This is a genomic window from Alteromonas sp. H02 (assembly GCF_059682525.1).
The window spans coordinates 2,727,372-2,740,940 of the sequence record NZ_CM185021.1; the positions used below are offsets into that span (position 1 = coordinate 2,727,372).

A 13,569-nucleotide genomic window follows, 5' to 3' on the forward strand; every position below is an offset into this window, starting at 1 on the left:
TGAAATCCTCTTTAAACCTTAGTGTTCAATCTGATGCGTATCACGCACCTTGCTGAATGTTAATCCCAGAATTTTCCAGTCCCCATCAACGTTGCTGAAAACCTCTGTAACTGTAAATTCATTCTCAACATCGCCACCACGCACATGTGCAGTTAAGGTAATTCGACTCCAAACGATACCTGTATCACCAACGATCTCCGTTGCGCGGTCATGGATTGTAGCTTTCTTGTACCAGATTGAGCCGCTTTTAATAATTTCCAGTTCTCGTTCTGTCTTCCATGAACCACTCATGTGCACAAATTTTGCGTCTTCGTGAAACAACTGTTGTAGCGGTGCATTTTCTTTTGCGGCCATCCATTCCCATTTACTATCTGATAGTGCTTCCAGGTGTTTCGCGGTATCTGCAGCAACTGCAAATTGTGTAAAGCTATATGTAACCATAAATATGATTAGTGATTTAATGTTCATCATTTTATTTCCTCATATATTGAGTAGTTATGCCCTGGTTGAGGCTAACCGTTTAAATTAGTTGCGGTAATCGTTACTGAGCACTAATGTCGCTAAGGTGACGCTTAGCTGACACGATAGTCAGTTTTGTAAACATCCATTAGATTGAAGCTTAAACACTGAAACCGTACCCTGTATTTTCATCCGCTGTTTAATAACAAGATCAGCATTATCAAAGTCTGATAAATGAAGTCTTAACCTTTAGGTGGCGCCTCTACATCTGAAAATGCCTGAACAAACTCTGGCAACCTTTCACCTTTAATGGTTATGGCATTGAGTGAGTTATTTAATTCGTTCAGTTCGCCTCTTGAGAGCTCGATTGTTGCTGCAGAACTGTTATGCAACATGTGTTGCAGGTTGGTTGTCCCCGGAATAGGGACTATCCAGGGCTTCTGATGTAATAACCAGGACAACGCTATTTGCGCAGGTGCCGCATTTTTCCTTTCCGCCCACTCCAGTAACACATTAACCAGAGCCATATTGTGCCGCACATTTTCAGGGCTGAAGCGAGACTCTAATGACCTGAAATCCCCCTCAGCGAACCGGGTCTGCTCATCAATCCATCCAGTCAAGAATTGCACACCAAGTGGACTCCATGGCACAAAGCCAATACCCAGTTGTTCACATACGGGCAATACAGATTTTTCAGGCCCACGCCACAACATCGAATATTCACTCTGAACAGCGGTAACCGGAAGCACCTTATGAGCACGTTTCAGCGTATTGATGCCCATTTCAGAGAGTCCCCAATTAAGCACTTTGCCTTCTTTCATAAGGTCTTCAACCGCGCCCGCAACATCTTCTATTGGTACATCAGGATCAACCCGGTGTTGATAAAGTAAGTCAATGCGATCCGTTTGCAAACGTTTGAGCATGGCTTCTACAACTTTTTTGATGTGAGCTGGCTTACTATTCAATCCAGGGAGCCTTGCTCCGGTCTCTTGATCAATATTCCAGCCAAACTTAGTCGCAACCACAACGTCATTTCTGAAAGGTTTTATGCCTTCTCCAAGTATGCGTTCAACCTCAAAAGGCCCATAGGCCTCAGCGGCATCGAAAAAGGTAACCCCGTTGTCATATGCTGAACGAATAACTTCATACATCTCTTTACGATTTGGCACTGAGGTATCGTACTTTCGGCTCATGTTTTGAACCCCCAGTCCAACAGCCGAGACTTCCAGGTTACCGAGTAAACGCTTTGGCATCGCTGCAACGGTTGGTGATCTTGTGTTTTGAGCATACGTCACGGATTTACCCGAACTCATAAAGCTTGTTGCAGTTAACCCAGCCCCTGCAATAAGAAATCCTCTTCTGTTTAACATCTTCAACTCTATCTAATGTAAAAGAACGTGCAGTATTTCCGTGCACGTTCGGTTTTTGTTATTTATAGATTAACGATGCATGACTGAATGCCATATCCAATTCTTAGGCGAAGATAGCCTATTTCTCTGATAAAATGAGAATCTATCGTTATCATTGAATTAAAGCAGCTATACTCTACGTGATTGTTTTGGAGTAGATCAGGAAATGCTAATGTCGGAGAATACAGTTTTGAATGCGCAGATGGGCCAGTTAGCACAAGGGGTTATGCGCCTGACGAAAAGTGAATCTAACATTCAAACAGCCATCCCTGGTTTTTCTGTATTTAAAATTTCAGAGAACACAAAACCCCTTACGGGATATTATGAGCCGTGTGTTTGTCTAATTGCTCAGGGAGCTAAACATGTTCAGCTTAATGACGATATGTTTGTCTATGATACTGAACATTATCTGTTCTCCGGCCTTCATTTGCCTGTGTTTGCGCAAGTCGTCAACGTAACGCAAGACAAACCTTATTTGGGATTAAAGCTTTCTTTTGATTATCAGGAAATTACCCAGTTGATGCTTGAAAATCATATCCCACCCCCCAAAGGTTTACGCTCTGCGAGGGGGATGGTGACAGGCAAGCTAGACAGTCAACTGATCAATGCATTTCAACGGATGATTGACCTCACAGAGGAAGAAACACACATTCCCACTCTTGCTCCGATGATAAGAAGAGAAATTTTTTACCGGCTTTTAGTGGGAGAACAAGGAGAAACGCTGCGCAATCTCGCGGCCATGGGAACGCCATCTCATCATGTGGCAAAAGCAATTTCTTGGTTAAAGTCTAATTTGTCTCAGAATATTCGTGTAGAGTCCTTAGCCGAATTAGCAAGCATGGGCGTATCCACGTTTCATCATCACTTTCGCAATATTACCGCTATGAGCCCGCTTCAATATATAAAGACATTACGGCTGCATGAAGCACGCAGACTAATGTTAACCGAGCATCTGGATTCTGCCTCTGCAGCTTATAATGTAGGTTATGAAAGTCCGTCTCAGTTTGGCCGTGAATATAAACGTATGTTCGGTAATTCCCCGATAAAAGATGTGGAACAGTTACGGGAAAAATTCACAGAGTCTGCTCAATAAACAGTTTATGATAGGTATATCTCAAAATAAGTAGGATCTACTATCGCCGGTCGACTATGTTTTGTTAAACCACACTTTCTGCAACCACTTATCTAATTGTTTGCTCACCTCTTGTTTCCTCTGTCCTGCGATAGCCAGTTTGATCCCTTGTCGCTCTTCTCCACCTCTTACACTGAATACCTCTTCAATCAAGCTGCCTTCACATAGCCGCGTTAAAGTCTTGATACTGCTACCCACTCCATATCCTGCGTTGGTATTGAAGGGGATAATCCGCTTCCCGCTCAGATCATTATTCACAATAAACGACTTTATAGGCGGGGGTAACTCCATTCCCCAGGTCGGAAATCCCACAAATATAGATTGATAATCCTCGATATAATCAATCTGTGTAGCCAAAGGCGGTAAAAAGCCCGACGCATTTTCCTGTCGCACTTGTTCAACCGTCTTCGCATAATCTTCTGGGTAAGGTGTTATCAGAGTGATCTCAACCAGCTTTCCACCCACTCTCTGTTGGATAAAGTTTGCAACAGCAGCAGTATTTTGTGTACGAGTTAAATAAACGATAAGGACGCGGTTATCATCTTGCGTCACGGTCATTGGCAGAGCATTTGCGTGCACACTATTGCTCAGCGCTATCCATTGCAAAATAACCAGTCCCAAAAAGCTTAATGGACCTGATCTTTTAGTCAAATAAAGAAAACGTAACATATATTGATAATCCACAGTTCGGTTAACAAGGTACCAATCGACTCATCCCTGCGAATAAGTGTGCAGGGAAACATTGTACCTACTTGGACGCAAGGCCTTTACATCAGATATAGATGATAGAACGCTATGTTGATTAATTACGCCCTTGCCTTATCCAAACTTAAGAGATACCCCCCCGTAACTATAGAAAAAACTAACTTACGAGCGGGTAATACAATTTGAAAACAACAAATTAGAGCAGAAGTATTAACTCTGTTCTAACTGTTTAATAAACGGTTGCTCGTAAAAGCGTTTGCCTGTTTGTTGATACAATGCATTGGTGAGTGCCGCAAAAATTGGTGGAAATGGCGGCTCCCCGAGTCCTGTAGGATCGATATTACTTTTAACAAAATGCACATCGATTGATGCCGGCGCTTCGTCGATCCGAATCATACGGTAACGGTCAAAGTTCTGTTTGTCAGGCTGTCCGTTGGTAAATGTCATCTCGCCATACATGGCATTACCTATGCCATCCACAACCGCGCCTTGTACCATATTCGACGCTGCAATGGGGTTCACCACAACCCCGCAATCCAGCGCGCTAAACACCTTGTCCGCTTTCGGTAAGCCATTTTTAACAGTAGTTGTCACCACATGTGCCGCATAAGAGTTATGACAATAATAAGCTGCCACGCCTTTATTTATGCTAGCTGGCATGGTGTCCCAACCAGACTTTTCTCTTACCAGTTCAAGCACGCCGGCGTATCGTTCAGCATCGTAATCGTGCTTTTCACCCACCGGTGACGACATGGCCTTTTTAAATAATGCCAAACGAAAATTGATGGGATCGGTTCCTGCCATTTCGGCCACTTCATCTAAAAATGCCTGCTCAGAAGCGCCCATGAAATTGGACCGCGGCGCCCTGAATGCACCAGTGGTAATGTTAGAGCTTATCGCTTGACCCCTTGCCAGGTAGTTATCTACAGCACCAGCAGGAAAACGATCTGCGTGAATACAATGTTCCGGTACGCCAACACCATCAACCTGATAGGCAATTAACTCATTTTGATTATTGAGTGCGGCTTTGAATTTGACCATATAGGTAGGCCGATAGATGCCGCCGGTCATATCGTCTTCGCGGGTATAAATAAGCTTAACCGGCTGTTTCACCCGCTGTGAAATTACTGCTGCCTCAACTGCATAATGAGAGTATGCGCGTCGCCCAAAACCACCGCCCATCCGGGTGACTTCTATTCTCACTTTCTCTGTTGGCACATTTAATCGTTCTGCCACTGTCCCAATAATAAAACCAGGTGCTTGCAATGGACCTGCTATATGCACATCTTCATTTGTTACGCTGGCATAAAAATTCATCGGTTCCACGGCGTTGTGTGCAAGATAAGGGGCATAGTAAGTACGCTCAATTACCTGTTCAGCCTTGGCAAACACGCTAGCCGGATCCCCATCCTGTCGCAATACCGGAAGCTCGGTATTCAGTAGCGATTCCATTTGTTTGCGATGATCGGAGGTATTTTCCAAACCACCCGGTACGTTTACATCGACCAGGGTTCCAAAGCGGTTCATCTTTTCGCTGTAGGAGTCAAAAGCCTGCCAGGTTACATTTAAGGCTCGTTTTGCTTTAAGCACAGCCCATGTCTTATGACCAACAATCGCCACCAGTGTCGTAAACGCACTGGTATCGAAATAGTTACGGGTGTAATCAGGTTGCATTGATTCAAATACAAAGGCATCTACAATGCCCGGCATTGCTTTAATGGACTCAAGATCCGCCTCTTTGACGGTCTTTCCAAACGCGGGCGCGTGGACTATGCTAGCAACCAACATATTGTCGCTGTGATAATCGATGCCAAATAGCGGTTTTCCGGTAACGATTTTACGGCCTTCCAGATTAAGTTGCGACTGACCGATGATATTAAAATCATCATTACTCTTGAGCGGAATACTGGCTGGTAAGGTTATAAGGGCAGCGTCGCTTGCAAATTCGCCAAAGGCTGCGCTTTTCCCTGAAGCCTTATGACTAATTACGCTGTTTGCAACCGTTAACTGAGCTGTTGGTACCTGCCATTTAGCCGCGGCAGCCATCATTAACATATGTTTAGCGGTAGCGCCTGCCATCCTGAGGCTTTGCCAACCGCGCCGGATAGACTGACTCCCCCCGGTAAACTGACGTTCAAACTCATCAGGTTGATAGTCGGCTTGTTTTGCCACAATGTCTGACCAATTTGCATCCATTTCTTCAGCCAATATCATAGGCATTGAGGTCATTAGGTTTTGGCCAAACTCCGGGTTTGGGACGATGGCAGTAATCTCACCGTTTGGTGCAACAAAGAGGTACGCGTTGAGTTTAATTGGTGCATCGTCTGTAGGCTTGCTGCTTAGTGCTGAGGCAGTACCTAGCCAGCTGAAGTTAATCATAAGGCCGCCTGAACCGGCCAACGATGCCTTTAAGAATTGGCGACGACCATTTGACGTGGCAACCTGGCGTAATCCTGTAGGTATACTTGTTTTCATGGTTTAATCCTCAGGCTTTCGCAGCCAGTTTAATGGCTTGCTTGATTCGCACGTAAGTACCACATCGACAGATATTCCCTTTCATTGCAGTGTCAATCGCTGCGTCATCCGGATTAGGGTTTTGCATTAATAACGCTGCCGCATTCATAATTTGCCCGGCCTGACAATAACCGCATTGCGCGACATCCTGCTCTATCCATACCTTCTGTAACGGATGGTCGCCATGTTCAGACAATCCTTCAATAGTTGTCACATCGTTATCACCGACTGCCGATACCGGGATTGAACAGGAACGCACGGCGTTGCCGCCTAAGTGAACTGTGCAGGCCCCACACATGGCCATACCACAACCATATTTGGTTCCCGGCATATTGAGTTCATCTCGTAATACCCAAAGTAAAGGGGTGTCGGCGTCAGTGACAACGTCATGGTTCTTGCCATTTATGTGTAATTTATAACTCGGCATTCATTACTCCGTTTAACTACATTATGCTGGATAAATGTGGCTTAGCTCTTTTATATACAATCTTTTCCACGTTTAACTATAGCGCATGATTTATCATTCACTATTGTGAAACCAGGCATGAGTTTATAACTTTTTTTCATTAATCATCGTGTGACTTTGTCGGCAGTATAGGAAATCAATAAAACGCTATGCTCAACGAATAGCGATTGAAAAAGCGACCAAGGACACATTAACGATGTCAGCAGATATAAATCCAGATAAAGCTACGGGCATAACACCAGAAAATAGCCGTCGTTCATTTATCCGCAATATTGCCATCGCAGGAGCCAGCGTGGGGGCGGGTCTATTGAGCCAATCTGTGCATGCAACCAGCAAAAAGGAATGTAGCTCAGGTATTGCCACTAATAGCCGGCGAAAACTGGGGGAACTTGAAGTCTCTTCTATTGGTTTGGGATGTATGAGTATGTCAAGTGGCAGCTACAACCCACCCCGTTCAGCCAAATCAATGGTGCCTGTTATTCGCGGCGCGATTGACCGTGGCGTCACCTTTTTTGATACTGCGGAAGTCTACGGGCCTTTCACTAACGAGGAAATAGTAGGACAGGCTTTACAAGGCGTTCGCGATAAAGTTGTACTGGCCAGTAAATTTGGTTTTAAGTTTGAAAATGGCCAACGTGCAGGCCGAGATGCGAGGCCTGCTGCAATTAGAACTGCCGTTGATGGTATGTTAAAACGCCTACAAACCGATCGCATTGATTTGCTATATTTACATCGTGTTGATCCAAACGTACCAATTGAAGACGTTGCCGGCACAGTGGGTGAATTGATAAAAGAAGGGAAAGCTCGTCATTTTGGTTTATCAGAGGTATCACCTACGACTCTTCGCAAAGCTCATGCTGAGTATCCGGTGACGGCAGTGCAAAGTGAATACTCCATAATGGAGCGCTCGGTGGAAAATCAGGTACTCAATACCTGTAAAGACCTCGGTGTGGGTTTTGTTCCCTGGGGATCGGTTGTGCGCGGCTTTTTAGCTGACAAATTTAATGAGTACAGCCGTTTTTCTGACGATTCACGGTTTGCATCGGTGCCCTACTTTACGCCAGAAGCTGTCCGTAACAACCTCGTTATGCTGGATTTAATTCGACGTTGGAGTGATGAGCGAGGGCTCACGCCAGCTCAGTTCTCAATTGCGTGGTTGCTCGCGCAACATCCGTTTATTGTGCCTATTCCGGGGACAACAAAATTGCATCACCTTGATGAGGATTTAGGCGCCTTGAAGGTTAAATTCTCCAGTCAGGAACTCACAACATTTCGAGCTGAGATCGAAAAGCTGAATCTCATTGGCTTCAGAGCGAAAGATTCCGCGCTGACCGACAAGTGATGTGACTAGCGTCTTGACCTGAAGGCTAAATTAAATTACTCAAAACCATTACAGCAAGTTGTTAGGCGCCGGCGTTATCGCCGGCGTACTCAGAAATAAAAGTAGTCTGAATTTTATCTCAGCAGTAAATGGACTATGGCGGGTAGTGGTTATCCCTCATCGCCTCGACAAACAACGAAAAAGCCGGTGAATACTGGCTACGGTTGGGAAAGTATAGATAATAGCCTGGAAACACATCGCACCAGGCATCAAGTACTCTTTCAAGTTTGCCTGCAGCAATATCATCTAAAACCATGTCTTCCGGTAAGTAAGCAATACCCACCCCTGCAAGTACGGCGTCCCTGATAAAGCTCGACGTGTTAGCGGTAAACTGCCCTTCCACGCGCACGTTGACATCGTGCCCATCTTTCTCAAAGTCCCACACCAGCAAGCGGCCATAGGTTGGCAGCCGTAGGTTGATGCATCTATGCTCAGACAAATCTCGTGGATCAACCGGTTTACCATAGGCCGAAAAATATTCCGGGGTCGCGACCACCGCCATTCTCAGTGGCGGCGATATACTCACGGCTATCATGTCTTTTTCTACACTTTCGCCAAGGCGCACGCCAGCATCATATTTATCTGCAACAATATCAGATAAAGAATAGTCAATCGTCATTTCAATATGAATATCAGGGAAACGTTGCATAAACCCAAGTATTTTTGGCCACACCACCGATCGCGCTGCATGCTCAGCGGCGGAGATCCTAATGGTTCCCGCAGGCTTTTCTTTTAAGGCATTTAATGAATCCAATTCGTTTTCAATCTCAAGCATTCTAGGTGCTATTGACGAATAAAGCCGGCGACCGATCTCTGTTAACGCTACGCTGCGTGTCGTTCTGGTAAGTAGGCGTAAACCGAGCCGTTCTTCGAGCCCCTTTATGGTGTGACTCAAGGCTGATTGAGAGACCGATAAGCGCGCGGCGGCCCGGGTAAAGCTTTCTTCTTCGGCCACTGCGATAAACGCGATCAAATCGTTAAGTTTGGTTTTCATACTCGCTTTGCCTAACTGCTTTTACCTAAGGTTAATCTGCGCACTACTTCACCGCTGGCAATACCATCCGGCGGATTAGTGATCACGCTGTCTTTTTCTGTCAGGCCTTCAGCGATTTCAATCACTCTACCTAAATCCCGGGCTATTTTAACCGATTTCAATTCGACACTAGTACTGCCTTCATTATCCTCGTTTAAGGTGGCCACAGAGAGGCCACTGGCATTAAAAATAATGGCACTGGCGGGAATGGTTAACACCGGTGCAGGACTGCTAACAGGAAGTCTTACATTAGCATAAGCTCCCGGGAGCAATGCGTCATTGTTGTTGTCTATGAGCAATTGAACCATTACGGTGCCGTTTTGTGGATCAATGGCAGAAGCACTGCGCGTCACTTCAGCAGCATAATACGTTCCCCGGTATTCAGGTACACTCACTGTACCCTGACTACCCACCTGAATTTGTGGCGCGAACTTTTGTGGTACCTGCACATTTAAACGTAACTGATTGGTCGCGGCTAACTCAAAGAGTGGCTCACTGTTTTCACTACCGGCATTGATCAAATCACCAATATCGATATTGCGGGCAACAACGACCCCGCTGAAGGGCGCTTTGATGATCGCCATCCCTTTTTGCACCGCCAGTTGACGAACTTGTGCTTTGGCCACATCAAGTTGTGCAACCGCAACTCGATATTCGCTTTCACGCTGAGCCAGTTCCTGTTCACTTACCGCGTTGGTTTCGACCAGGTTTTGCCAGCGAGTAAGTGTCGATGCCGTGAGCTCGAGTTGGGCTTCCATACGTTTAACTTCGGCACGGGCGGCATTAAGTAGTTCATCTAACTCCGGAGTATCCAGTTCGGCTAATACGTCCCCTTGTTGTACCCTGGTGCCAATATCTGTATGCCACCGTCGAATATAACCATTCACTCTGGCATAAATTGATGCTTGTTTTAGTGCCTGTAACCGACCCGCCAGCTGCAAATCTTCGGTATTTACCGCTTTCACCGGATTCGTGGTTGAAACTACAGGTATTTGTCGCTGCGCAGTCCATTGCGCAACTTCGGCGCTATCTGCACTACGGGAAATCATACCGGCAATGACCACAGTGAAAGCTACTATCGCTAACAGCATTAATAAAACTGTCAGTTTTACCCCGCCAATTTGATTGACATATTTATCGGTCATATTACATCTCCTGCTTGGCAAGTAGGGTGTTGTCGAAAGCATCATTTCGATGCAACACACTAAAAATTACGGGAACAAAAAATAACGTTGCGACGGTGGCAAATAACAAGCCACCGATAACAGCACGGCCCAAAGGCGCATTTTGCTCGCCGCCCTCTCCCAGACCTAATGCCATCGGTAGCATTCCCACCATCATTGCCAGTGCTGTCATCAGTACCGGACGCAATCTGGCAAAGCCAGCTTCGAGTGCTGCTTTGGTGGCATCCTGAACAATCGCAAGCCGCTCTTTAGCAAAACTCACTACCAGAACACTGTTAGCGGTAGCCACACCCATACACATAATTGCGCCAGTTAACGCCGGGACGCTGAATGTCGTTCCCGTGGTGTACAACATCCATACAATACCGGCCATTGCCGCAGGTAAAGCCATGATGATGATAAAAGGGTCACGCCAAGATTGAAAATTGATCACGATAATAAAATACACGAGACAAATTGCCCCTAGTAAACCGGTAAGTAAGCCTGTATAAGCCGACTGCATGGTGCTCACCTGCCCTTTCAAGACTACGGTAGCGCCCCTTGGCTTATCACCTTCATGCGTACTAAGAACTCTTTCAACGTCTGCCGCAACCGCCCCCAAATCACGCCCTTGGGTTGTTGCAAAAATCTGTACCATCGGCTCAATGTTATATTCCGAAAACACAGCACTTGTTTGGGAGCGATCAAAATTAGCCATTCCTCCCAGAGTAGCATAGTCAGATTGCGCGTCGGCGCTTATGGGGATGTTATTGAGTTCAGCGAAAGAATCTATTTTGTGTTGTGGTACCTGCATAACGATGGGGTATTGCACCCCATTGGCAGGGTTTAACCAGAATGTTGAACTCACCTGCGCAGAACCAGCCAGATTGACCACTAAACTGTTACTAATATCGCGTTGTGTAATGCCTGCATAGGTAGCCTGATTTCTATCTATGTTAATATTTATCGCCGGCGCTTGCCGTGATTGTTGAATACGAGCGTCCACCATCCCATCAATTTTTCGGATATCCTTGAGTAACAGGTTCGCGTAATCATAATTGGCGTTAAGATCCCTGCCTCGAACTTGTATATCTATGGGTGACGGCGCACCAAAATTAAGGATCTGACTGACAATATCCGCTGGCAAAAAGGAAAACGTCATGTCGGGGAAACGTTCCGGTAAAACCTCACGAAGTCTTTTTATATAAGCGGCCGTAGGTTGATGCCCCGACGCCAGCGTAATGGAGATATCCCCGTCGGAAGAACCAATCATGCCGGTATTGGCGTAAATAGTATTCATACTGGAAATATAGGTGCCAACGTTATCCACCATAGCATCTAGCTCATGAGACGGGATGACTTCTCTGATAACGTCCTGAACATCTGCAAACCTGGCTGCAGTCTCTTCTACACGCATCCCTACGGGCGCCCTGGCATGCAAGGCAATCTGGCCACTGTCCACATCCGGAAAAAAATTACGGCCAATAAATGGCACTAATGCAAAGGAGAGCATCACAATGCACAGGAATGTCACAATAAACCACCTTCGATGTTGTAAGGCGCGTTCTAGTGTATGCTGATACTGCGTTCTGAAGTGCTCGAAGCCGCTTTCAAAACGTTGTTGGAACCGACTAAAAACATCCCCTTTTGGCGCCATATCAGCATGAGGTTTAAGCATGTATTTCGCCAGCGTTGGCACCAGCGTCCTGGACAGTAAAAATGAAAACAACATCGACAACATGACTGCCTCTGCCATTGGCACAAACAGGTAACGCGGCACCCCTTCTAAGAAGTACATGGGTACAAACACCACGCAGATACACAACAGAGAAACAAATGCCGGTACCGCAATTTGACTGGCTCCGTCGAGAATGGCCTGATTAACCGGCTTGCCATGCTCCAGATGATAATTAATGCTTTCAATGGTGACAGTAGCTTCATCCACCAGTATGCCCACCGCTAATGCCAAACCGCCAAGTGTCATGATATTCAGGGTATGCCCCAGCATCGACATCACTAAGATTGCGCCCAGGATCGACAACGGAATAGACAGGGTAACAATCAGCGTTGAACGCCAACTGCCTAAAAATAGCAAAATCATGATACTGGTAAGTAACGCAGCAATCACTCCCTCTAACACCACGCCATTAACTGCATTGAGCACAAACATGGATTGATCGCCAATTAGTTTCACTTCCAGGTTTTCAGGCAACGCGTCTTTAACCTCAACAAGGCGTTGTTTGATACCGTTGATTACATCCAGTGTCGATGTATTACCCGTCTTAAAAATGCTCATCAGAACTGAACGACTACCGTCAACATGGACAATATTGGTTTGCACCGCGCTCCCGTCATACACGTTGGCAACGTCTTTTATGTAAATAATGGCGCCATCTGCCAATTTAATAGGAAGGTCGCCAATCTCCTTAATGGTTGCCGGTGCATTATTGATTTTTACTGCATATTCGTATTCACCGATTTTTTGCGTACCTGCTGGGATAATGACATTTTGCTCAGCCAAGGTATTGGCGACATCCTGGCCTGATAATCCCCTCGCTTGCAATGCGTCAGGATCCAAATCAATCTGAATTTGCCGTGACTTACCGCCAAATGGCCAAGGAATTGATGCCCCCTGTACCGTTACTAGACGGGACCGGAGTTGATTCATACCAATGTCCGCTAACTGCTGTTCACTCAACCCCTTTCCCGACAGTGCCAACTGTAATACGGGTACCGTTGATGCGTTGTAATTCATAATTAAAGGAGGTTGTGTACCCTGAGGCATCTGTCGCAATAACGTTTGGGCAACTCCCGTTACCTGAGCATTTGCCATATTGATATCGACGGTGGGATGAAAAAAGATTTTAACAATGCCAAACCCTGTATAGGACGTCGCTTCTATATGTTCTACATCGTTAACTATACTGTTAAGCGCACGCTCGAAGGGCCTGGTGATCCGTCCTGCCATTTCTTCCGGTGGCAAACCGCGCCACTGCCAGGCAACAGCAACGACAGGAATATCGACGCTTGGAAAAATATCAGTCGGTGTACGATTTGCTGATAATGGCCCTAGTATGGCGATCAATATTGCCAGTACCACAAAGGTATAGGGCTTACTCAAAGCGATTTTAACAAGTGCGAGCATAATCATTTTAATTCATGAGTGAATACCTGGATTTTATCCAAATAACTCATAAATGATTAGGCAGTAAAATACGTAAAAGCTTATGAATATTTTTACTTAATACAGAGCGCTTAATGCAATAACCTGAAACATTAGACGACAAACCTTATTGAAAGGTTTAGA

The 13,569-nt window shown here is 45.7% G+C and carries 10 protein-coding genes; 2 read left to right on the forward strand and 8 right to left on the reverse strand.

Annotated elements, in window-relative coordinates; translation table 11 throughout:
- Positions 1–18 precede the first annotated feature (18 nt).
- A complete protein-coding gene (locus AC566Q_RS12725) occupies positions 19–471 on the reverse strand; it encodes a nuclear transport factor 2 family protein (protein ID WP_499617166.1) in 453 nt (150 codons plus the stop codon).
- Positions 472–701: 230 nt separating this feature from the next.
- Positions 702–1,829, reverse strand: coding sequence for an aldo/keto reductase (locus AC566Q_RS12730; RefSeq protein ID WP_499617169.1), 1,128 nt, complete (start codon positions 1,827–1,829; stop codon positions 702–704).
- A gap of 211 nt (positions 1,830–2,040) precedes the next feature.
- Between AC566Q_RS12730 and AC566Q_RS12735 the strand changes: the two genes are divergently transcribed.
- Entirely contained in the window at positions 2,041–2,961 is a 921-nt protein-coding gene (locus AC566Q_RS12735; RefSeq protein ID WP_499617171.1) for an AraC family transcriptional regulator, read from the forward strand.
- Positions 2,962–3,015: 54 nt separating this feature from the next.
- Here the strand turns inward: AC566Q_RS12735 and AC566Q_RS12740 are convergent, their stop codons facing one another.
- From AC566Q_RS12740 to AC566Q_RS12750, 3 genes are all read right to left on the reverse strand, one after another.
- Positions 3,016–3,669, reverse strand: coding sequence for a flavodoxin family protein (locus tag AC566Q_RS12740; protein ID WP_499617174.1), 654 nt, complete (start codon positions 3,667–3,669; stop codon positions 3,016–3,018).
- A 246-nt stretch (positions 3,670–3,915) separates the two neighbouring features.
- Complete coding sequence (locus AC566Q_RS12745) at positions 3,916–6,180, reverse strand: xanthine dehydrogenase family protein molybdopterin-binding subunit (protein WP_499617176.1); 2,265 nt, start codon at positions 6,178–6,180, stop codon at positions 3,916–3,918.
- Between the two features lie 10 nt (positions 6,181–6,190).
- Positions 6,191–6,646: a (2Fe-2S)-binding protein gene (locus AC566Q_RS12750; RefSeq protein ID WP_483309735.1), complete on the reverse strand. Its 456-nt coding sequence runs from the start codon at positions 6,644–6,646 to the stop codon at positions 6,191–6,193.
- A gap of 235 nt (positions 6,647–6,881) precedes the next feature.
- Between AC566Q_RS12750 and AC566Q_RS12755 the strand changes: the two genes are divergently transcribed.
- A complete protein-coding gene (locus AC566Q_RS12755; RefSeq protein ID WP_499617179.1) occupies positions 6,882–8,027 on the forward strand; it encodes an aldo/keto reductase in 1,146 nt (381 codons plus the stop codon).
- 133 nt (positions 8,028–8,160) lie between these two features.
- Here AC566Q_RS12755 and AC566Q_RS12760 read toward each other — a convergent pair whose 3' ends face one another.
- Genes AC566Q_RS12760 through AC566Q_RS12770 form a run of 3 tightly spaced genes read right to left on the reverse strand, consistent with a single transcriptional unit; the run spans position 8,161 to position 13,413 of the window.
- Positions 8,161–9,060, reverse strand: coding sequence for a LysR family transcriptional regulator (locus tag AC566Q_RS12760; protein WP_499617183.1), 900 nt, complete (start codon positions 9,058–9,060; stop codon positions 8,161–8,163).
- A gap of 11 nt (positions 9,061–9,071) precedes the next feature.
- Positions 9,072–10,244: an efflux RND transporter periplasmic adaptor subunit gene (locus tag AC566Q_RS12765; RefSeq protein ID WP_499617186.1), complete on the reverse strand. Its 1,173-nt coding sequence runs from the start codon at positions 10,242–10,244 to the stop codon at positions 9,072–9,074.
- 1 nt (position 10,245) lies between these two features.
- A complete protein-coding gene (locus AC566Q_RS12770) occupies positions 10,246–13,413 on the reverse strand; it encodes an efflux RND transporter permease subunit (protein WP_499617189.1) in 3,168 nt (1,055 codons plus the stop codon).
- Positions 13,414–13,569: the final 156 nt, after the last annotated feature.